Below are 21558 nucleotides of genomic sequence, written 5' to 3'. Positions count from 1 at the left end.
TTTGGTTTAACTACTTTTTTCGACGGCTGAAGTGCAGCAACCCGAGCCTGAACGAGGATTCTTCGGCAGGCACCAAGTGAAAAGGAGGCAATTTATTTTTCATCTCTTAGGAGATGTCATTAATCATGATTTTTTTACCGTTAAAATGCACATGCTCGCCGACTTTCCCACCTGCCAGCGCTGCCACGATAGGAGCCTGCTCGGAAACGAAATAAATCACTTGCCCTTCTACTTGCATGCTCCCGATCCCCACGCCGACAAACAGCCGCCCGATATTTGTGGAAACTAGCGCACCTGTTACTACCTGTTGACAAGCTTTCACCTCCAGCTGCGCGAGAGCAGCGGCATGGCCACGGGCATGCTGGTAGCGTTCTTGCAGCAAGCGCTCCGACTGCTGCAGCATCTCCCGCGAGGTTTCATATTTATCGCCCGCAGAGCTCTTCGTTTCCATAGTGGCATCCTGACGCAGCGCTTCGATTTGCTCCTCTAATGCCTGTAACTGTTGGGCGATCTCAGCTTGTGCCGCCGATAAAAGCCGTTCTTTTAGTGTAATGACTGTTTCCAAAATAAAAATAAATTTACGTTTTCTAATTTTGGGTATAAAAAAGGGAAATCCTTAGATTTCCCCGTAAATGTAACTTATTTTTCTGCGACTAACCAAAGAAAATCGCCATAACCTGCTTCTTCCATCTTGTCCCTAGGGATAAAGCGCATCGCTGCTGAATTCATGCAGTAGCGCAGGTTCGTAGGATTCGGGCCATCGTAAAACACATGCCCGACATGGCTGTCTCCGGGTGCACTGCGCACTTCCACACGCACCATCCCATAACTTCTATCGATCGGTTTATGGATCAGGCGCGCATCGATCGGCTTGGTGAAACTTGGCCAACCTGTTCCCGAGTCGAACTTATCACTGCTGCTAAACAGGGGTGCCCCAGAGACGATACACACGTAAATTCCCGCCTCCTTATTGCTGTCGTAGGGATTTGCAAAGGCCCTTTCGGTTTCCTCATGCATGGTCACCCGGTACTGTAGGTCGGTAAGCATGGCTTTGATTTGCTTTTCATCCGGCCGGGGATAGCGCGCCGCCTCGAACTTGCCCCAGTGTTTTTTAATAAAGGCCTCTCTGCCTGAACCTCTTCTGTAGGCATAATACTCATCCGGATTCTTTTTATAATAATCCTGATGGTACGCTTCCGCCGGATAAAATTTGCCCACCTTCTCGATAGGTGTCACGATAGGAGAGTCGAAAATGCCGGAAGCGGCCAGTCGATCACGCGAAGCCTCAGCCACAGCTTGCTGCTTCTTGTCATGGTAAAAGATCGCCGAGCGGTATTGCGGACCGCGGTCCGCAAAAGATCCTCCTGCATCCGTGGGGTCAAACTGCTGCCAAAATACATCCAATAACTCGGCATAAGAGATTACCTCCGGGTCGAAAGTCACCTGTACGGCTTCATAATGCCCCGTCTGCCCACTCGCCACTTGCTCATAACTAGGGTTTTTTTCTTTTCCGCCTGTGTAGCCAGAGACCACCTCTAAGACGCCTTCCAACTCCTGTAAGGGGGCTTCGATGCACCAGAAGCAACCTCCCGCCAGGGTCGCAGTTTCCTGATAACGGCTGTCATAGGTGGGCTTTTCGGGTATGGATTTCTCCTGTGTGGCCGAACTGCCGTTCCCGGAGCAGGCTAGTGTGAGGCCTGCCGTCAGGCTGAGCAGTAGAGACCAAGAATAGTGCAAGCGTTTTTTCATGATAATCCAAATGTATTTTTTAAATAATCCAATGCTTTAGCATACGCATCGGCCGTAGCCTCCGGATCAAATCGCGGATTGGAAGGGTTAGCGAAGCCATGGACAGCATCATAAATGGTGTAGTCCAGCCCCTTATCCGCTTCTTGCATCTTGGCAGCGAAATCCTCGATGACCTCCTGAGATATCGCCGTCTCTGTGGCGAAAAGTCCGAGCACATCATTGTTTAGGGCCCTTAGGGCCTCCACATCGCGAACAGGCATGCCGTAATACATGACCGTGCCTACCGTTTGCTCTGCCGTCAGCAGGGAGGCTTTCAGTGACCAGGCTCCGCCAAAGCACCAGCCCAAGTGGGCGATTTTGGCCCCCGGGCCTGCATAGGCTGCAGCACCGCGTACGATTGCCTGTAGACGCTCTTCCTTCCTGCCGCTCATGAGCACGCGGGCTTCCTGCGGCTGATCTGTCACCTCACCATCGTACATATCTACTGCCAAAACATGGACTTGTCCGCCCAGATCACGGTGCAGCTTCTCGGCCTCTTCCATAATATTCGCATTCAGGCCCCACCATTCCTGGTACACAAAAAGCCAAAGTGCAGAGGGCTTTTCTGCTTCCAGGTAGTACCCTTGGGCCTCGCCCCCTTCCGCTGCAAAACGGATGCGATTCCCCGTGTAGGCAGGTTGAGCTGGCTTCGGGCTGGGGTGCAAAGCCAAAAATTCTGGATCATTAAAGAGGGCGCGCATGTCCCCAGCGATGGGATGACAGAAGGTCATATCTGCATCTAGAGGCTGTGGCATTATCCCGCTGCTCTCAGTGCCAAAGGGCGCTTCTCGCTCCAAGAGCGCAAGGGCTCCCCAGCTGGAAAGTAGGGTGAGCAGTGTTATAAGGTATGTTTTCATGGCTTTTTCTTTAGGAAACTCCATGCCCCCACTAGAGGTTTTGCCGCACATGTAAATTCTGCTTTGCCTTTTACATGAACATCTCACCGACTGGCCTAGAATTTTTGGATGCTGCCGCACCGAACTGTACTTTTATCCTTTAAACATTGCAGCTATGATGAGATATATGTTGACACTCCTGCTCCTTTGGGTCTGGCAGGGCGCTATCGCGCAAAGGGTCCCCAGCCCGGAAGCCCATTTCGGCGCTCCCATCGGGACCGACTACACCTTAGTCACCTACACGGCTACTGAGGCCTACTTTCAGGCCGTGGCCGCCGCCTCCGACCGGGTGACACTCCTGGACATTGGGCCGACGGAGGAGGGCCGACGCATGCCCCTGATGGTGGTGACAAGTCCTAAAAATCAACAGCATATCGCTCGCTACAAAGAAATATCGCAGCTCCTCGGCCGTGCGGAGATGGACGAAGAGACCGCACGTGCGCTGGTGAAAGAAGGTAAACCTGTCGTCTGGATCGATGGGGGCCTGCACTCTACCGAAACGGTCGCCAGCCACCAACTTATCGAAACGCTTTACCAGCTGTCCAGCCGTGAGGATGAGGAGACCCTGCAGCTGCTCGATGAGCTGATCATCCTGCTCGTCCATACGAATCCCGATGGGCAGGAAATCGTCACCGACTGGTACATGATGCCGGAAGACGTCACCAAGCGCAATATGCGTACGCCGTACATGTACCAAAAGTATGTGGGGCATGACAACAACCGCGATTTTTTCATGAATAACATGAAAGAATCAACCAATATATCCCTGCAGCAGTATGTAGAATGGTTGCCACAGATCATTTACAACCACCACCAAACCTCTCCTGCAGGTACGGTAGTGGCGGGGCCTCCGTATCGGGATCCCTTTAACCATGTGTTCGACCCGCTGATTATGACCAGCCTGGATGGGGTCGGAGCGGCCATGATTAACCGCTTAAATGTAGAGGATAAACCAGGTTACACGCGTTTGAGTGGCTCTGTATTTTCCTCTTGGTGGAATGGAGGACTGCGGACCACGCCTTATTTCCATAATATGATCGGCATTTTAACCGAGACCACCGGAGGGCCGACGCCTTCGGAAATTCCCGTGGTCCCGGACCGCCTAATTCCTACCCATGCCACGCCCTATCCCGTAGAGCCGCAGCCTTGGAATTTCCGTCGCTCCATCGACTATTCGGTTTCCATGAATTATGCGGTGCTGGACTATGCGCGGCGAAATGCAGATGCGCTCTTGTTTAATTTTTACAAGATGGGCCGAAATGCCATCGAGCGTGGCCAAAAAGACCACTGGACCAAGTACCCGAAGCGTGCAGCTGCCGTGGAGGAAGCCTACAGGGAAGGGCGCGCTGCCGCGCAAGGTGGCGGCAATACCTTCCGTCGTGGAATCGACAAGGGCTATTTCGAGGCTGTCTTCCAAGATCCAGACTTGCGCGACCCGCGTGCATATATCCTGCCCGCCGACCAGACCGATTTTCCACGGGCTACGGCTTTTATCAATGCGCTCCTTAAAAGTGGGGTGCTGGTACACCGGGCCACGGCGGATTTTCAGGCAGGAGGCAAGCAGTATCCGAAAGGCTCTTTTATCGTGAAGACCGCGCAGGCTTTTCGTCCACACGTACTCGATATGTTTGAGCCCCAGGATCATCCGAATGATTTTCAGTATCCGGGAGGCCCACCTGTTCGGCCCTATGATGCAGCTGGCTGGACCCTTGCCTTCCAAATGGGTGTGGAGTTCGACCGCTTCCTAGAGGGAGTGGAGGGCCCTTTCGAGGCTATCCCGTATGGTGAGCTTCAAAAGCCCCTACCTACCTCTGTGGCTGGAAATGCTTCGGGCTACCTCATCGATGGACGCCAAAATGATGCCTTTAAAGCGGTCAACCAACTGATGGCTAAGGGCATGCGTGTGCAGCGCATTCAGGAGGCCAGTGGGGCCCTTCCCGCAGGTAGCTTCTTCGTCACAGGACGCGGGCAAGATATCGCCGAGGTATCGGGCCAGATGGGGCTACGGGTGCAGACAGGTCGTGCGCCCGCTGCCGCGCAGCCGATTAAAAAGGCCCGCATCGGACTCTTTGATTATTATGGCGGTTCCATGCCAAGTGGCTGGGTGCGCTGGTTGCTGGAACAGTATGCATTTGATTTTGAAGTGGTTTATCCCCAGGATATCGATGCGGGAAATCTTAATAAGCGTTTCGACGTGCTCCTCTTTATCGGTCCAGGGATGCCGGCCGTCGGCCAAAGCACCGGCAGCGGGGCGCAGCTGAATCCTGCCGATATGCCTGCTGAGTACCATAAACTGTTAGGCGCTTTGACCGTGGAGCGTTCTGTTCCTGCCCTGCAGCAGTTTCTGGAAAATGGAGGGAAAGTGCTTACCGTCGGGGCGGCTTCTAGTTTGGCCATGCACCTGGGGCTGCCGGTTGAAGATGCGCTGGTAGAAGTACTGCCAGATGGATCCAAGCGCAATCTCCCAGGGGATAAATATTATATTCCGGGAAGCATTTTACGGGCGCAGCTAGACGAGCGCCATCCTGCCAACTGGGGCATGGGGGCCACTGCTCAGGTGGTGGTGAACCGCAGCCCTGTGTTCCGTTTGACTCCGGAAGCACAGATGCAAGGCATTCAGCCCCTCGCTTGGTTCGGTGAAGAATCGCCTCTGATTAGCGGCTGGGCTTGGGGTGAGGGCTATATCCGAAATGGTGTAGCGGCCTTCCATGCGCCTATCGGCAAAGGTGACTTGGTGGTGTACGGCCCGGAGATTACTTTCCGAGCGCAGGCGCATAATACCTTTAAAATGTTGTTCAATCATCTGTATACGAAGTAGTTCGACTTGTCTGCAGGCGACAGATGGAGATTGAGCTCCTTTGGGCAAAGCCCAAAAACAAAAAAAGAGTGAATCGATGCGATTCACTCTTTTTTTTCGCTCAGAAAGTGGGACACCTTATTTTTAAGGTGAAACGTAAGGATTCACCAGGCATTTTGTGTATATTGAACTAAGTGCAGGGAGTTGCGAAGCATGTAGTAAATAAAAATGAATATGGACTTTACGGAGGAAGATAAGCAAGAGGCATTACAACAAATTCGTCAGGAGTGGAATCAGTTCAGGCCCCCTGCAGAGATCGACGCGTACATCACCAACTTGTTTTATGAGGATAAAGAGGAATTCTTTATTCTTAGGGCCATGATGCATGAGTTCGAACTGCTGGAATGCTATGCTAGAAAGTGCTATTGGTTTAGCTCTGCTAATTCCGACATTAGGGAAAGGGAGGAGGCGCGAGGCGCCTTCTATAACAGTGGAGCATGCGTTCCGAGTTGCATCCCAAAGAGGTTTCGGCAGGAGGGGCCTTTCTTGTCGCGTTAAGGTGGAGACTTAGTGGGGTATTTTGTACTTTTTTAGCGCAAGCTGCCAAAGGGTCAGCGAGCGCATAATGGAAAGGAAAAGCTGCGAAAATGAGCTAGAATAAGGTCATCATCGATTAGTTAAAAAAAAAGCGAATGGCTGCACCTCCCGTGCTCATGCAGGCTCTTTCTTCAGGTACCCGCGTAACTCTGCATCTGTCAGATAGAGGATGCGCACTTTCAGGTCTAGGGGTTCTAGTGGCTCATCCCGCTCATCCCGCTCTACCGCCACCAGTTGATCCACTACCTCCATACCCTTCAATACATGGCCGAAAACGGTGTAGTCACCATCCAGGCGATGCAGGCCATCCTCTGCCTGCACGATATAAAACTGGCAGCGCGCAGAGCGCTTTGCGGGATTACCATCCCGCCCCGCCCCTAAAGCACCGCGAACATGCCCGATCCCCTTGACGATTTCGGGGTCCAAGAGGTTTTCCGGGTCATTAAAGCCCTCGGGCGTGTCAGGACATCCGGCCTGCGCGACAAAATTCGGAATGACGCGGTTAAAACTAAGACTGTCCCAATAGCCGGCGCTGGCAAGGGCAATAAAGCTGGCCTTGTGCTGGGGCGTCTCGTCGTATAAGGTAAGCAAAATAGTGCCGAGTGGCGTGCTGATTTCGGCATAGGCTTCTTTCTTTTTATCTTGAGCTATACCAGAAAAGGGCAGCAGAACGAAACAGAGAAGACCGAAAAGGGGAAAACAGGAATGGCGAGTAAAGAGGCGAGAGGGGATGGGCAGGCGAAAGGTGTTCATGCTGCACAAGTTACTTATTTTCATGAACGAAAAAAAACCTTACAGCTCAAGTATTTTACCGTTTATACGCTTTCTTCCTGTCAAGCTGCCAGCAGATAGGATACCCCATGCAGGCTCCAAGCAGAAAATTAGCAGGAATGAACCGCTTTTTTTCGGGTATAGCGAAAGTTTATAGTATTTTTGCCCAGCTTTTCCTTAGCGGAAAACCGAAGAAACCCAAATATTCCCAGGAGTTATGCGAAATATCAATTTAGTAGAAGTGAAATCAGAACTTGCGGCCGGCACCCGTGGCGCTAGTTTGGGCATCGATGCCTTAAAAATCGCTTCCTTAGATAAGGCTTCGAACTTCTTCACGGAATTCGAGCCCATTCATGTCCCCGATGCCAACAGTTACCTGTGGCGAGGTAATAACTTTCCACATGCTAAATATATCGATGGGGTATATGAAGTGCTTAAAAATGTGTATAACACCATCGAGTCGCTACGCCTAAAAAAGATTTTTCCGATCGTTTTAGCAGGAGATCACTCTACCGCAGCGGGAACCATCATGGGGATCAAGGCGGCCGATCCTGAAAAGCGCCTAGGTGTCATCTGGATCGATGCACATGCGGACTTACATACGCCCTACACGACGCCTTCGGGAAATATGCACGGTATGCCGCTGGCCATGTGCATACAGACGGATAACCTGGAAGCCAAGGTCAATGACCCTTCCCCTGAGACCCTGCTCTACTGGGAAAAAATAAAGAAAATAGGAGGTGAGTCCCCGAAAATAGCAGCGCAAGATATCGTGTTTATCTCCGTGCGCGATACCGAGGAGCCGGAAGATTTACTGATTCACCAGCATGGAATCCGTAATTTTACCACCGAGGAGGTAAGAACGAAAGGGGTGAGCCAAATCGCCTCAGAAGCGCTGGAAACACTCCGCGACTGTGACCAGATTTACATTTCCTTCGATGTGGATAGCCTGGACAGCTCTATTTCGGTGGGGACAGGCACTCCCGTGCCAAATGGCCTGACCGTGGAAGAGGCCATCGCTTTAAATGCCGCCCTAATCCAAGATAAGCGCGTCTGCTGCTGGGAAATCGTGGAAGTAAACCCCACCTTGGACACCGAAAATACAATGGCTGAACATGCATTTGATGTATTAGAGGCCACTACTCAATCCTTAGTTAAGCACTTTTAAACCTGCATAATACGCATGGCAATAGAATTAGAACTGGCAGCCGCTGTCCGCGAGGCACTCCTAGAAACCTTCCAAATCGAGGCGAACCTGGAGCAAGTTTCCCTGGGACCTACCCGAAAAGAATTTGAGGGCGATTACACGTTCGTGGTCTTTCCCTTTTTAAAGCAAAGCAAAAAAAGCCCAGAACAGACGGCCACCCTCCTTGGAGAGTACCTGATGCAGGCCAGCCCGCTGGTTGCCAATTTTAATGTGGTGAAAGGCTTCCTGAACCTTTCCCTTGCACAGGATACCTGGACGACAACTTTCCGCAAGATCGCGTCGGAAGAGCCTAGCCCTTTTCCCGCAAATGGCCAAAAGGTGATGGTAGAGTACAGCTCACCGAATACTAATAAGCCGCTGCATCTCGGGCATCTGCGCAACAATTTCTTGGGCTTCGCTGTAGCGAATATTTTGGAAGCAAACGGCTATACGGTCATCAAGTCTAACTTAGTGAATGACCGCGGGATTCACATTTGTAAGTCCATGGTCGCCTACAAGCGCTTTGCCGAAGGCGCCACCCCAGAAAGCAGTGGGCTGAAAGGAGACCACCTGGCGGGCCATTACTATGTGCGCTTCGATAAGGAGTATAAGGCAGAAGTTCAGCAACTTATTACCTCGGGACTTTCGGAAGTGGAGGCCAAAAAGCAGGCACCGATACTGCTGGAAGCGCAGGAGATGCTGCGTAAATGGGAGGCGGGTGATGCGGAGGTCGTCGCACTCTGGAAGCAGATGAACGACTGGGTGTATGCCGGATTCGAGCAGACCTATGCCACCATGGGCGTGGAGTTCGATCGCTACTATTACGAGTCAGATACCTACCTGCTGGGAAAGGATATCGTCGCTGAGGGCATCGAGAAAGGGGTATTTACCAAGCGTGCAGATGGTTCGGTCTGGGTGGACCTCAGTGAGGAGGGCTTGGATGAGAAATTGGTGCTCCGCGGGGATGGCACCTCAGTGTACATCACGCAGGACATGGGAACCTGTGACTTGAAATACCGCGATTATGGCATCGATAAGTCTGTATATGTGGTAGGAAATGAGCAAGATTACCATTTCGATGTGCTCTTTAAAATCATGCGCAAACTAGGTCGTCCCTATGGCGAAGGGCTCTACCACTTGTCCTATGGCATGGTGGATCTGCCTACCGGCAAAATGAAGTCACGTGAGGGCACTGTCGTGGATGCAGATGACCTGATGCAGGAGATGATCGACACGGCGCGTAAGCATACAGCAGAACTCGGAAAAATAGATGGTTTCGATGCTGAACAGGCAGAGGAACTGTATCGGATGCTGGGATTAGGTGCCTTGAAGTATTTTCTGCTTAAGGTAGATCCGAAAAAGCGGATGCTCTTTAACCCGCAGGAGTCTATTGAATTTCAAGGCAACACAGGGCCGTTTATTCAGTATGCACATGCCCGTATCGCCTCGATTTTGCGCAAAGCCGCGCAATTAGGGCTTTCTTATGAGGCAGCACAGTGGGAAAATCTGGCGGAGGTGCTGGAGCCCGAGCAGCGGTTGATCGGCTTACTAAATGCGTATAAAAAACGACTCAAGCAAGCCGGACAGGAATATTCTCCTGCTATTATCGCGCAGTATTTATTTGACCTGGCGAAGGAATACAACCGTTTTTATTCGGAACTTCCTATCTTCAGTGAAGAAAATCCGCAAGCCCAGGCTTTTCGGGTTGCGCTATCGGCACAAACTGCAAAAACAATTCGTGCGGGGATGCAGTTACTAGGAATAAATGTTCCTGAAAGGATGTAAAATGATGAAGCACTACTGGATTTTATTCTTGAGCCTTTTTGCGGTAGCCTGTCAGTCTGGCGGCGCTTCCGATCAAAACACTGCCGTGGAGCAAGCCTCCCTGATTACAATGAATATGGAAAAAACGATTTACGATTTTACACTAAATGACATCGACGGCAAGTCGGTCAGCCTAGCGGATTATAAGGGTAAAAAGCTGCTATTAGTAAATGTAGCTTCTAAGTGTGGGTACACGCCCCAGTACGAGGACTTACAAAACCTGCATGAGCAATATGGCGATAAGGTTACCATTTTGGCTTTCCCAGCCAATAACTTTGGTGGTCAGGAGCCCGGTACGAATGAAGAAATCAAGCAGTTTTGTGCGACCAACTATGGTGTGGGTTTCCAATTATTCGATAAAATTTCTGTGAAAGGCGCAGACAAGCATCCGCTTTATCGCTGGCTGTCGGATAAAAATATGAACGGCTGGAACAACCAAGAGCCAAGTTGGAACTTTTGTAAATATTTAGTAAATGAGGAAGGTGCTTTAGTGAAATTCTTTCCGTCTTCTGTTAATCCGATGGACGAGGAGATTACGAGCCTGCTCTAATCGATACAGTTCTTGTAAAAAACCTGCTCTTCTTTTCGATTAGCAGGTTTTTTCTTTATTTTCGACGAAACGAACATTAGTGAAAACGGCCTTTACTTCGAAAAAGCAGGCTTGGCTACATGCTTTGCGCTTGCGTACTCTCCCTTTAGCCCTTTCTAGTATTCTTTTGGGCTCTATTTTTGCACATCAGGAGAACCAGTTTCAGGGCATACTCTTTTTATTAGCCGCTCTAACGACGATTTTCCTACAGATATTATCGAATTTAGCGAATGATTATGGTGACACCGTGCATGGTGCCGATAGCGCTTCGCGCAAAGGCCCCGTTCGTGCCGTGCAGTCCGGTATCATTTCCCTTCCTGCGATGAAACGTGCCATGTACCTTTTCGGTGCGCTATCTTTGCTCACAGGACTGAGCCTTATTTATCTTGCACTGCCCGACCTGAAACAGCTCTTGCTCTTCTTATGCTTAGGCTTGTTAGCTATTTATGCAGCCATTACCTATACTTCAGGGAAAAATCCCTATGGCTATATCGGCCTTGGAGACCTTTCGGTCTTCGTGTTTTTTGGATTATTAGGCGTGGGAGGAACCTACTTTCTTTATACGGGAACCGTAAACTGGTCCATTTTATTACCAGCCACCAGCTTGGGTTTTTTTAGTACAGCCGTTTTAAATATTAATAATATTCGCGATATTGAATCCGATGTGCAGGCAGGCAAGCGCTCTATTCCAGTGCGTATCGGCAGGAAAAGGGCGGTTATCTACAACTGGGTGCTGATCGTAGGAGGAAACATGGCCTTACTTTTGTACGTTTTTATTAGTGAACAGTACATGCTACTGGCTGCATGGGGCACATTGCCGGTGATGGTAGCTGTAGGTCGAGGGGTTCAGCGTGAGCAAGAGCCGGAGCTTCTCGATCCGTATTTAAAGAAAATGGCCTTAAGCACGCTCTTTTGGGTGCTGCTGTTAGGGGCTGGTTACCTGGTGGATCGCATGGCGTAAGCCTTTGCCTCCAAGCTGCCAGGAGTTTTATTTGCCGACATAAAATTGAACCAAACACAACGTTATACCACTATGAAAACATTACTTGTTCCTTTTGACTTCTCCGAAACAGCCACTTTTGCCTTGGACTTTGCCATAGAACTGGCAGAAAAGTCGGGTGCTGCCCTACACGTCCTGCATGTGGTGGAAGTTCCTGCTAACTACACCTTAAATACCATGGGGGGTGGCGTAGACCCGAATGCTTCTGAGATGGAGCAAGTATATTTCGTGGAGTTAGTCGAAAAGCGGAAAAAAGACTTGGCCGATTTAAGTGCGAAATACCAAGACAAGTCTTTTGAATTTGTAACGAAACTACAGTTGGGAAGCCCTTTTTCTGGTATTTCGAAGGAAATCGCCGAGGTAGAGGCAGATATGGTCATCATGGGCTCCAGAGGGAGCAGTGGGTTGGAAGAACTGTTAATAGGCTCGAATACCGAAAAGGTGGTACGCTATGCGAAGTGTCCTGTTTTAACGGTAAAAGGCCCCACGCAGCTGGCGAGCCTTAAAAAGATCGTTTATGCTTCTGACTTTTCGGCTAAAAAAGATGAGGTCATCGAGCAGGTAAAAGAGCTTCAGAAAACACTTGGGGCAGAGTTGTACCTAGTTAAGGTGAATACACCGAGTGCTTTTGAAAGCAGCAGAACGTCCTTCGAAAAAATCGAGGCCTTCATCGAGCGGCATGCGATTCAGCATGTAACTGCGGAAATTTACAATAGTCCTTCAGAGGAAGAGGGTATTGTGGACTATGCGCAGGATATTGATGCCGATCTGATCGCTTTAGGCACACATGGCCGTACTGGCTTTTTGCACCTTTTAAGTGGTAGCATCGCAGAAGATGTGGTGAATAGTGCCAAGCGTCCGGTGTGGACGATGAAAATACAAAAGTAATTTCCTAATCATGGCGAAAAAGAAGACGAACGATTGGAAAAAGCGGGAGGGCATGGTGTATAGCACGGACGCCGATTTTTCCTTTCAGGATACATCAGAAGAAGAAGTTGAGGAGCTAAGCCCCGCCCAGCAGCAGTTGCGCATTTGGCTAGACACAAAAAGCCGTGCCGGGAAGGCCGTGACGGTCGTCAAAGGATTTGTAGGCCATGAGCTGGCGCTCAAAATGTTAGCAAAAGAGCTCAAAACCGCTTGCGGAGTAGGAGGGAGTACAAAAGATGGCGAGATCCTGATCCAGGGCGATCACCGCGAAAAGGTGATACAGGTTTTAGTAGCCGCTGGCTATAAGGCTAAAAAGTCGGGAGGTTAAACGGGAGAGATGCTGATTTACCAACTTGGCTTTTACCTTTTCTTATTGCTTTTACTTCCTGTCCTTTTGCCCCTACGGCGACAGGGTCAGGCTTTACGCGAGCGGGTGCTTCGGCTGAAACCTCAGTCGGAGCGGCTTGCCTTACCAGGCAAAGATTGGCGTCGTGTGCTGGTCATCGGGGAGTCCACCGCGGCTGGAGTGGGAGCCAGTAGTGCGGAGACGAGCTTTGCAGCTTGTCTGCATCGTGCGCTGGATGCGGAGTATGCTCTTTTTAATGTAGGTAAAAATGGCCTTCGTGCGGGTGCTCTACCTTCCTTGTATGCCAAGCATGGCTTGAGTGAAGAGCGCTTTACTGCCATTGTGCTTTTAATTGGCGCGAATGATTGCTTCCGGCTCAGCTCTCCGCAGCGCTATTACATTCACTTGATGGAATGCATGCAACAGCTGCGTGCAAATCACCCGGAGGCGCCCATTCTTCTTTTGGATCTGCCGCCGGTGCATCTTTTTCCAGCTTTGGACGGCGTCTTGGCTAAGGTAATGCGTGTGCAGCGCGGACTACTCCGGGCGACTACCCAAAAGCTACTGCGCTTTTTGCCGCAGGTTCAGTTTATCGCCTATCCTGAAAAATTCCCACCAGATTTTTTCGCCAGTGATGGGGTGCACCCTTCAGATGCCGGCTATGCAGCGATGGCTGAAGTCTGTGCTCAGCGCATGAAAGAGATAGTGAATGTGTAAACGGGTAGCCATTTTCATTTGGGCAGGGTCAGAAAATTAGCCAAGAAGATAAAAAAGAAAAGGGTAACACAAGATGCGTACCCTTTTGCCATAAAAATTGAACCACAAACTAAACCTTTATATTCAAGACTCTTGCATCTTTATATAAATGTAACAGCATAAACGAATTCTTCCTTTGGATTGGATTTTGGGCATTGAAAAAAAAGAAAGAAAAAAATAAAAATATTTTTAATGTGCTGAAAATCAATAAACTAAATTTGGCGAAATGTTTCAGTTTTTTAGGGCATCCCTTGCTTTTCGGCTGGCTATATGCTTGGGTGATGGCCCAGGCGACCTTAGGGGAATCGGAAGCGCGGGCGGTCTTTTTAGGGGTTAGCCTAGGCATTGTGCTACCGATTTTCTTGCATAATGGGTATAAGGTGTGGAAGGGGACGTATACTAATTTCGATGTATCGAATCAGCAGCAGCGTCGGGCTTTTTATCCTTTTGTCTTGGGCTTATTTGTGCTGCTTTTTGCGCTTTTTTATGTTTTGGGGCTCAGCCCCAACGTTCTTTTAAATACGGTACTTTTTACAGGGATGTTAGCGGTCTTCGCGGTGGTAAATTTCCGCCTGAAGGCTTCTTTACACATGGGTGCCTGCTGTTATTTCGCATGCGGTATCGCCTCGGTACATCCCTTGACGGGGCTATCATTGTATCTCTTGGGCTTCGGGGTGGCCTGGTCTCGACTAGTTCTAGGTTTGCATAGTAGGCAGGAAGTGCAGGTGGGCATGCTGATAGGAACGGTTTTCGGACTGCTTTCTGCTGCCTTGGTGTAAAAAAGGGGACTTATTCCATGAATTATTCTGCTGTGCGTTTGGTTAAAGATGCAGAAGCGGTTAAATTTGTAACACTATGAACAGCGGATTAGTCTTTTTCTTTTCATCCACCCCCCTAAGCAGCACTGCGCATGCTTCTGTTCATATTCTCCATCATTCCTCCTGAGGAGGAATTATTTTTACATATCGCCCCACGGTGGTTTTTGGCACGTGTGCCCACACCCCGATCTCTTAAAGAAATTCAAGCTTTTACATCCAATTCATATTCTAGATGAACCAAGTTATTCGTATAGCCGTCCAAAAAAGCGGTCGTTTAAGTGAAGATTCGCTCAAGTTAATAAAAGAATGCGGTATCAAGTTTTACAATGGTACCGGAAAACTGAAATCTACGTCCACGAACTTTCCCATAGAGTTTTTATATCTCCGAGATGATGATATCCCCGGCTATGTGGCCGATGGGGTGGCAGACCTGGGGATCGTGGGTCAAAATGAGTTAGTGGAAAAGGACAAAGAGGTGCAGGTAATCAAGCCCCTAGGTTTTTCGAAGTGCCGCCTATCCTTAGCCATACCGAAGGGAGAGAGCTACGAAGGGCTTAATTACTTTCAGGGCAAACGCATCGCTACCTCTTATCCAAAGATTTTAGGTGATTTCCTACGGGAAGCAGGTATTCAGGCAGAAATTCATGAGATTTCGGGCTCAGTGGAAATCGCTCCAAGTATCGGACTAGCAGCAGGAATCTGTGATATCGTCAGTTCCGGTTCTACACTGATGATGAATGGCTTAAAAGAGGTCGCAGAGATTTTCAAGTCGGAAGCAGTGCTGATCGCACATCCGCATTTGTCTGCTGAAAAGCAGGAGACGGTGGAGAAGTTGCTGTTTCGCATGAATGCTGTGCAGACGGGAAAAAACAATAAGTATGTACTGCTGAATGCGCCGAACGAAAATTTAGAAAAAATTACGAGCTTGCTGCCTGGGATGCGCAGTCCCACGATTTTGCCTTTAGCAGAGGCGGGTTGGTCTTCGGTGCATTCGGTGATCAACGAGGAGACCTTTTGGGATAAAATAGAAGACCTGCGTGCTGCGGGCGCTGAGGGCATTTTAGTGGTGCCGATAGAAAAAATGATCGTATAAGTTCTTTAGTCCTTTAGTATGAAAATATTTATTCACCCGGCCCGGAAAGAGTGGGGAAAGCTGCTGGCAAGGCCAGTACAGAAAACAAAAGATATCGAAAAGGTCGTTAAGCCTATTTTTAAGAAGGTAAAACGACAGGGGGATAAGGCACTCATCAAGTTGGCTCTAGAATATGACCACGTGGTTATCGAGGAGCTGCTGGTGCGACCGGAGGAATTTGCTGAGGCACAGGATCAGGTACCTGAGGCGCTGCAGGAGGCCATTCGGACCGCAAAGGCCAATATAGAGGCTTTTCATGCGGCGCAGGTTCAAGCGCCACTGGACTTAGAGGTGATGCCGGGTGTGCACTGTTCGCGTCGATCGGTACCTATTCAGCGCGTAGGGCTTTATGTTCCAGGTGGGACGGCGCCTTTATTTTCTACCGTGCTGATGTTGGCCGTGCCGGCCAAATTAGCCGGTTGCCAGGAGGTGGTTATCTGCACACCTCCCAACAAAGAGGGGAAGGTGCATCCGGCGATTTTATTTACGGCAGCGCTGATCGGTGTAGATAAGGTGGTGAAGGCAGGCGGAGCGCAGGCGGTGGCGGCCATGACCTATGGTACAGAAAGTGTGCCCCAGGTGGATAAAATTTTCGGGCCAGGAAATCAATATGTGACTGCTGCCAAGCAGCTGGCGACCCAAAAAGGGGTGGCTATCGATATGCCTGCAGGCCCATCGGAGGTGCTCGTCTATGCAGATGAAACCGCTGAGCCGGCTTTCGTGGCAGCGGATCTTCTTTCGCAGGCCGAACATGGCATCGACAGTCAAGTGGTACTGGTGGCTTCCTCCGAGAAGGTGACCCAGCGTATTTTAAAAGAGGTGGAGCGTCAGTTGCAAAAGCTCTCGCGTAAGGAAATTGCGCGTTTAGCGCTGGAGAACTCCGTGGCGATCGTGATGCCGAATCCGGATAAGGCGCTGGAGCTCATCAATTACTACGCACCAGAACACCTTATCATCTGTGTTGCACATGAAGAAGAGGCGGTGGCAGGAATCGTGAATGCAGGATCTGTCTTTATCGGGAATTACACGCCGGAATCTGCTGGGGATTATGCCTCAGGAACGAATCATACGCTGCCTACTTATGGCTATGCCCGAAATTATAGCGGCGTATCTCTTGACAGTTTTGTGAAAAAAATCACGTATCAGAAAATCACCGCCGAAGGTATTCAAACGTTAGGGCCTACTGTAGAGATCATGGCAGAACATGAGCTGCTCGAGGCACACCGTAATGCAGTGACCATTCGCTTAAACAGTTTAAAATAAGGAAGTGATGGATATAACAGCACTTTTAAGACCACACATTTCGAAACTGAGCCCCTACAGCTCGGCGCGTGATGAGTATTCCGGAAAAGAAGGGATTTTTCTGGATGCGAATGAGAATCCTTTTGGCGACTGGGTGGATGGGCAGTATCATCGCTACCCCGATCCTTATCAGCAAGCGATTAAAGAGAAGCTCAGTACGCTAAAAAGAATTCCTGCTGAACAAATTTTCCTAGGAAATGGCAGTGATGAGGCCATCGATCTGCTCATACGTGCTTTTTGTGAACCAAATCAGGACGAGGTCTTACTGCTTCCACCGACCTATGGCATGTACGAGGTGAGCGCAGGAATTAATGCCGTGGGCATACGTCGCGTTCCTCTTACAGCAGATTTTCAACCCGATGTGGCGGCGATTCAGGCGGCGATAAGTCCGAAGACCAAGATGCTCTTTCTCTGCTCACCGAATAACCCTTCTGGAAATAAAATGGAGCGTAAATCCTTACGACAACTTATACGTGAGTTTCCTGGTGTCGTGGTGGTGGATGAGGCGTATAGCGATTTTTCGGATGAGCCAAGCTTTATTTCAGAGCTGGCGGATTTCCCCAACTTGGTGGTTATTCAGACCTTTTCGAAAGCCTGGGGGCTGGCAAATTTACGCGTAGGCATGGCTTTTTCCTCGGTAGCACTTATTCGGGTGCTGAACCTGATCAAGCCGCCTTATAATATCAGCGGTCTGACACAGGAAAAAGTGCTCCAAGCCTTAGACCAAGCGGAACTTTTGGAGCGCCGGGTCGCGGACATGCTTGCGGAGCGTGCCTATCTGGAGCGTGCCTTAGAGGCCTCGGACTTCGTCCAAAAGGTGTTTCCGAGTCATGCCAACTTTCTTTTATGTAAACTTCCGCATGCGCGGGACGTGTATGAGGGGCTTTTGAAGCAATTCATTATTGTGCGGGATCGCTCGAAGGTGCTTTTATGTGCCGATTGCTTGCGGATTTCCGTGGGAACCCGAGAAGAAAACGAGGCGTTTTTAGCCGCTTTCGAGCAGGTGGCGAGCGCATTAGCTGCAGAGAAATTATGAAAAAACGAGTCTTATTTATCGATCGCGATGGTACCATCATCCAAGAGCCTCCGATTGACTTCCAAGTGGATAGCTTGGAAAAGCTACAATTTTACCCAGGAGCCATTACCTTCTTACGCAAAATATGCGAGCAGTCGGATTTCGAGCTGGTCATGGTAACTAACCAAGATGGTTTGGGGACGGATTCTTTTCCTGAGAATACTTTTTGGCCGGCGCATACGCGTATGCTGGACACCTTAGCAGGGGAGGGAGTGCACTTTTCGGCTATCCATATCGATAAAAGCTTTGAGCATGAGCAGCTTCCTACCCGCAAGCCGAGGATCGGGATGCTTACTACTTATCAGACAGAGGAGTATGATTTGGCAAATTCTTATGTCATCGGAGACCGCTTAACGGATGTGCAGCTGGCAAAAAATTTGGGGACGCAAGCGATCTTTATCGGTAAAGAGCCCGCCGATGGCGCCGTGCTGAGCACGGAAAGTTGGGAAGAAATTTATCGTTTTCTGGTGTTTCCTGCACGCAGGGCAGTGGTAGAGCGTAAGACTTCAGAAACGGAGATCTACATTGCCTTAAATCTGGACGGACAGGGGCGCTGTTCCATATCCACGGGGCTGCCGTTCTTCGACCACATGTTAGAGCAGCTGGGCAAGCATGGTGGAGCGGATTTAACCATTCAGGTAAAAGGGGATTTGCATATCGACGAACATCATACGATAGAAGATACGGCATTGGCACTGGGAGAGGCCTACCTGAAGGCACTCGGTAATAAAAAAGGGATCTACCGCTATGGGTTTCTTCTACCGATGGACGATGCGCTGGCGCAAGTGGCCATCGATTTTGGGGGTAGACCCTGGATGGTCTGGGACGCCACATTCAAGCGTGAAAAAGTCGGGGACATGCCAACGGAGATGTTTTTTCACTTCTTTAAATCCTTTTCCGATACGGCGAAGTGCAACTTAAATATGCAGGTTTCTGGCGACAATGAGCATCATAAAATTGAAGCGCTGTTTAAGGGATTAGCGCGTGCCATTAAGATGGCTGTTCGCCGGGATGAACAGGCACTCCAGGTGCTGCCTTCTACAAAAGGTGTTTTGTAGTATAGAAATGCTCTCTTAGCACGCTGATAATGAGCTGTCTAAGCAAAGAGAAGTCGTTAACCTGCAGGCACGTAAAACGAAGAGCGCCCCATCTTTATATGGGGCGCTCTTCATTTACAGTTTTTTTAGCGCTTTGTGGGTGTACAGTCCGGTGAAGTGGAGCGTCTACGCGTTAAGGGCGATATTACCTGGTCTCAACCATTCTTCTGCACCGGTCGAACCCAACTATTCGGCAGTTTGAAATTCCAGCTGATTGATGACCGGCTGAGCATACATTTTGAGGTAGCTTTCACGTGCCAAGGTGTCTTGCTGATCAACATTTTTCGTAAAACGCTCGATAAAAAAAGCCCGCTCAGCTTCGCTATACTTTTCTCGAAATTGTTCCGTCCCATGCAGGAGGTCATACGCGATGTACTTAGTAGGCCAAAGCCGATAATTCGTAATAATGGTTTTATCGATTAAAGCAGCCAAAGCATTAAACTGCCTATTGGCCCCTCTTTCTTGTTCGCCGATTCGGGCGATTTCTTCGTTTAGCACAGGGCCTAAGGCGATGTGGATCCGTTTTTTCATGCCGATAATGCCAGAAAGAAGCGAGATAAAATCTTCGTTCTCCCCTTTCACATAGGGCTCGGAGCGGAGCTTAGCCAACAGTTCTGGCATTTTCAAGGCGTCCGTTGGGTCATATTCATAAGACATGGAGACCGGAACGATGTTCAGGCGGGACATGTACTCCATTTCACTCATGCCTTCCGGTGCTGACATGGCGATCATTTTTAACACGCCCTTATGCGTTTCGTCATGCCCATCCTTAGTGCGTCCTTCCCGCTGAGCGATCCAGACCGAGCGGTTTTCGCGCCATAAAGACTGCTGGATAAAGGCAGAAATGACCTTGCTAGATTCTAAAAGCTCGCGTGCTGGCAGCTTACGCTTGACCGTGAAATTACGCGTCAGTCGGGATAGGCTCTTTAAAAAAGGTTTTTTAATTAAGTTATCACCGATAGCCGAAGTCGTCATGGCCTGGCCGCTTTCGAACAAGCATTTATTCAGTAGCGAAGTATCTAGAATGATATCGCGATGATTAGAAATAAATAAATAGGGCGTATTTTTTTCAAGCTGGTCGAATCCCGAACTGCTGAGGCCTTCTGAACTCACTTCTAAAATCCGCGTGAGTGCAGGGTAGATAAAGTTGATCTGAAAATCCCGGATTGAGTAGCAGCGCAAGAGCTGGCTTTTCCACATTTCATCAGGCATTCCTGGGAATGTAAAGTTCATGATGGACTTGAGCATAGGATGATCGACGATTTCTCGTAGGGCATCATTTACTTCGGTATCATAAAAAGGTCTGATCTCTTCAAACGTAGACATTAGGCGTGATTTTAAACCGCAAATTAAGAAAAATAAAAGGCTTCCTACTTACTTAAAGGATGAAACAGCAAAAATCGGGCTTAAAAGCGAGTATTTTTGTTCCTGACACACTTTTCTTTTATCAGTAGCCGCTTTTTTATGGATTGCGTGACAGCCGGAAAAGGATTTTAATTTCGCAGCTAGTCATGCGCGCGGAGAATCAAAATCATTTTTTTACGCACGTTATGTATTCCCGCTGTAAAATCGACGCGTACCAGACGAGAAATCTAGTAGCTCAAAAACAATATGAGCAGTGGAAAATTACCTTCCACTGCTCATATTGCTCCTTATACGCCTGAATTATCCTACCAGATTTTTTGGGCTCTTCGGGATTTATCACCAAAAAGGAATAAGCTGACCATAAACTCATGCGTAGGCTGAGGAAGTAAAAAAGAGCGCGTCATCGGCATCTCATACACATAGCCCAAGCGCAGATTTTCCCAGATGAAACCTACATGGAAGTTATGCGCATAGTCCACGCGATGCCCGGCACCCACCCAAAATCGGTCCGCAAATAAAGTCTTCACATTAAATTCCACATTAGCCGGTAGATCGACTTGATCCCTATACATGAAATTCGTCGCTAGATGTACTTTTTCGCTTAGTCTTTGGCGGAAGCCAGCCTGGACTACGGAAACCGTAGCACGACGCTCGAAAAATACATCTCCACTTTGAATAGCTCCGCGATTGACATGCTGCATGCCATAAGAGACATAGAAATTTTCATGCGTAAGCGCCGCTCCTATGTTGAAATCTAGCACACGCATATTCGCAAAACTATTCAGATATTGCCCGATCACAGCATCACCAGCCTCTTCACTACTTAGACGATTGCCATCCAGCTGTACGAAATTGCTAGTTAATCCAGCGCCGAGTCGCAAATTAAGCGTTTGACTAAGCCGAATGCGCGAAGCATAGCTTAGAATTAGCTCTGTGTCGTTAAAAGGACCATACTGGTCTTGGAAGAGATTGATACCTAAAGCATTTTTGCCCGTCAGGGCTGCATCCGCTCCCGCTCCGTTAAGTTCCGCAAAGTCTATTTCTGCCGAAAGAAAGTAGCCCATAGGTGCGCCATCGAAGCCAGCCCACTGGTTACGCACCATACCTCGTATCGAGCTGCCCTCATAGCCCGTAAGTGCAGGGTTGTAGTAGCTTTGGAAATGGCTAAACTGCGAAATGAATTTTCGAGACTGGCCTTTTGCCGCAGGCGAAACCGCGAGCAGGAAAAAGCCTATTAAGAAAGATAGAAAGTTTTTCATGGTCTTCAAGCGGGAGGACCGAAGCCCTCCCAT

Annotated in this window: 20 protein-coding genes; 14 read left to right on the top strand and 6 right to left on the bottom strand. The window is 49.3% G+C overall.

What is annotated here, in order from left to right:
• Positions 1-106 precede the first annotated feature (106 nt).
• The 3 genes from ACXIT9_RS01195 to ACXIT9_RS01185 all read right to left on the bottom strand — a co-directional run bounded on the left by ACXIT9_RS01195 (position 107) and on the right by ACXIT9_RS01185 (position 2645).
• Positions 107-565, bottom strand: coding sequence for a hypothetical protein (locus ACXIT9_RS01195; protein WP_458054418.1), 459 nt, complete (start codon positions 563-565; stop codon positions 107-109).
• A gap of 74 nt (positions 566-639) precedes the next feature.
• Entirely contained in the window at positions 640-1749 is a 1110-nt protein-coding gene (msrA, locus tag ACXIT9_RS01190) for a peptide-methionine (S)-S-oxide reductase MsrA (RefSeq protein ID WP_458054417.1), read from the bottom strand.
• Complete coding sequence (locus tag ACXIT9_RS01185) at positions 1746-2645, bottom strand: dienelactone hydrolase family protein (RefSeq protein WP_458054416.1); 900 nt, start codon at positions 2643-2645, stop codon at positions 1746-1748. The genes msrA and ACXIT9_RS01185 overlap by 4 nt, the downstream gene beginning before the upstream one ends.
• Before the next feature lie 154 nt (positions 2646-2799).
• Here ACXIT9_RS01185 and ACXIT9_RS01180 point away from each other — a divergent pair, with 154 nt between their 5' ends.
• Complete coding sequence (locus tag ACXIT9_RS01180) at positions 2800-5502, top strand: M14 family metallopeptidase (protein ID WP_458054415.1); 2703 nt, start codon at positions 2800-2802, stop codon at positions 5500-5502.
• Positions 5503-5715: 213 nt separating this feature from the next.
• On the top strand, positions 5716-6039 hold the full coding sequence (locus ACXIT9_RS01175) for a hypothetical protein (RefSeq protein ID WP_458054414.1): 324 nt from the start codon (positions 5716-5718) through the stop codon (positions 6037-6039).
• 153 nt (positions 6040-6192) lie between these two features.
• Here ACXIT9_RS01175 and ACXIT9_RS01170 read toward each other — a convergent pair whose 3' ends face one another.
• Complete coding sequence (locus tag ACXIT9_RS01170; protein ID WP_458054413.1) at positions 6193-6831, bottom strand: peptidylprolyl isomerase; 639 nt, start codon at positions 6829-6831, stop codon at positions 6193-6195.
• A gap of 235 nt (positions 6832-7066) precedes the next feature.
• On the opposite strand from ACXIT9_RS01170, the gene ACXIT9_RS01165 reads away from it, so the two are divergent.
• The 12 genes from ACXIT9_RS01165 to hisB all read left to right on the top strand — a co-directional run bounded on the left by ACXIT9_RS01165 (position 7067) and on the right by hisB (position 18862).
• Positions 7067-8017, top strand: a complete 951-nt coding sequence (locus ACXIT9_RS01165; RefSeq protein ID WP_458054412.1) for an arginase — start codon at positions 7067-7069, stop codon at positions 8015-8017.
• 15 nt (positions 8018-8032) lie between these two features.
• Positions 8033-9820, top strand: a complete 1788-nt coding sequence (gene argS, locus ACXIT9_RS01160; protein WP_458054411.1) for an arginine--tRNA ligase — start codon at positions 8033-8035, stop codon at positions 9818-9820.
• Positions 9821-9824: 4 nt separating this feature from the next.
• Entirely contained in the window at positions 9825-10409 is a 585-nt protein-coding gene (locus tag ACXIT9_RS01155; RefSeq protein ID WP_458054590.1) for a glutathione peroxidase, read from the top strand.
• Between the two features lie 79 nt (positions 10410-10488).
• Complete coding sequence (locus ACXIT9_RS01150; protein ID WP_458054410.1) at positions 10489-11409, top strand: 1,4-dihydroxy-2-naphthoate polyprenyltransferase; 921 nt, start codon at positions 10489-10491, stop codon at positions 11407-11409.
• Positions 11410-11481: 72 nt separating this feature from the next.
• Positions 11482-12336: a universal stress protein gene (locus ACXIT9_RS01145; RefSeq protein WP_458054409.1), complete on the top strand. Its 855-nt coding sequence runs from the start codon at positions 11482-11484 to the stop codon at positions 12334-12336.
• Positions 12337-12346: 10 nt separating this feature from the next.
• Positions 12347-12703 (top strand): translation initiation factor, encoded by a 357-nt coding sequence (locus ACXIT9_RS01140; RefSeq protein WP_458054408.1) that lies wholly within the window; start codon positions 12347-12349, stop codon positions 12701-12703.
• Positions 12704-12712: 9 nt separating this feature from the next.
• Positions 12713-13438 (top strand): SGNH/GDSL hydrolase family protein, encoded by a 726-nt coding sequence (locus ACXIT9_RS01135; protein ID WP_458054407.1) that lies wholly within the window; start codon positions 12713-12715, stop codon positions 13436-13438.
• A gap of 257 nt (positions 13439-13695) precedes the next feature.
• The gene (locus tag ACXIT9_RS01130) at positions 13696-14256 is read left to right on the top strand and encodes a hypothetical protein (RefSeq protein ID WP_458054406.1); all 561 of its coding nucleotides are present in this window, start codon (positions 13696-13698) and stop codon (positions 14254-14256) included.
• Between the two features lie 271 nt (positions 14257-14527).
• Entirely contained in the window at positions 14528-15388 is an 861-nt protein-coding gene (gene hisG / locus ACXIT9_RS01125; RefSeq protein WP_458054405.1) for an ATP phosphoribosyltransferase, read from the top strand.
• Positions 15389-15406: 18 nt separating this feature from the next.
• Positions 15407-16690, top strand: coding sequence for a histidinol dehydrogenase (gene hisD / locus ACXIT9_RS01120; RefSeq protein ID WP_458054404.1), 1284 nt, complete (start codon positions 15407-15409; stop codon positions 16688-16690).
• A gap of 7 nt (positions 16691-16697) precedes the next feature.
• Positions 16698-17765: a histidinol-phosphate transaminase gene (gene hisC, locus ACXIT9_RS01115; protein ID WP_458054403.1), complete on the top strand. Its 1068-nt coding sequence runs from the start codon at positions 16698-16700 to the stop codon at positions 17763-17765.
• Entirely contained in the window at positions 17762-18862 is a 1101-nt protein-coding gene (gene hisB, locus ACXIT9_RS01110) for a bifunctional histidinol-phosphatase/imidazoleglycerol-phosphate dehydratase HisB (protein ID WP_458054402.1), read from the top strand. The genes hisC and hisB overlap by 4 nt, the downstream gene beginning before the upstream one ends.
• A gap of 225 nt (positions 18863-19087) precedes the next feature.
• Here the strand turns inward: hisB and ACXIT9_RS01105 are convergent, their stop codons facing one another.
• Both ACXIT9_RS01105 and ACXIT9_RS01100 read right to left on the bottom strand, forming a co-directional pair.
• Positions 19088-20227: a 1-acyl-sn-glycerol-3-phosphate acyltransferase gene (locus tag ACXIT9_RS01105; RefSeq protein ID WP_458054401.1), complete on the bottom strand. Its 1140-nt coding sequence runs from the start codon at positions 20225-20227 to the stop codon at positions 19088-19090.
• A gap of 344 nt (positions 20228-20571) precedes the next feature.
• Entirely contained in the window at positions 20572-21525 is a 954-nt protein-coding gene (locus ACXIT9_RS01100; RefSeq protein WP_458054400.1) for a PorP/SprF family type IX secretion system membrane protein, read from the bottom strand.
• Between the last annotated feature and the right edge of the window lie 33 nt (positions 21526-21558).

It is taken from the genome of Nitritalea sp. (assembly GCF_054166705.1).
Note: the sequence above shows the minus strand (reverse complement) of the source record. Positions and strands in the feature narration are given on the sequence as shown.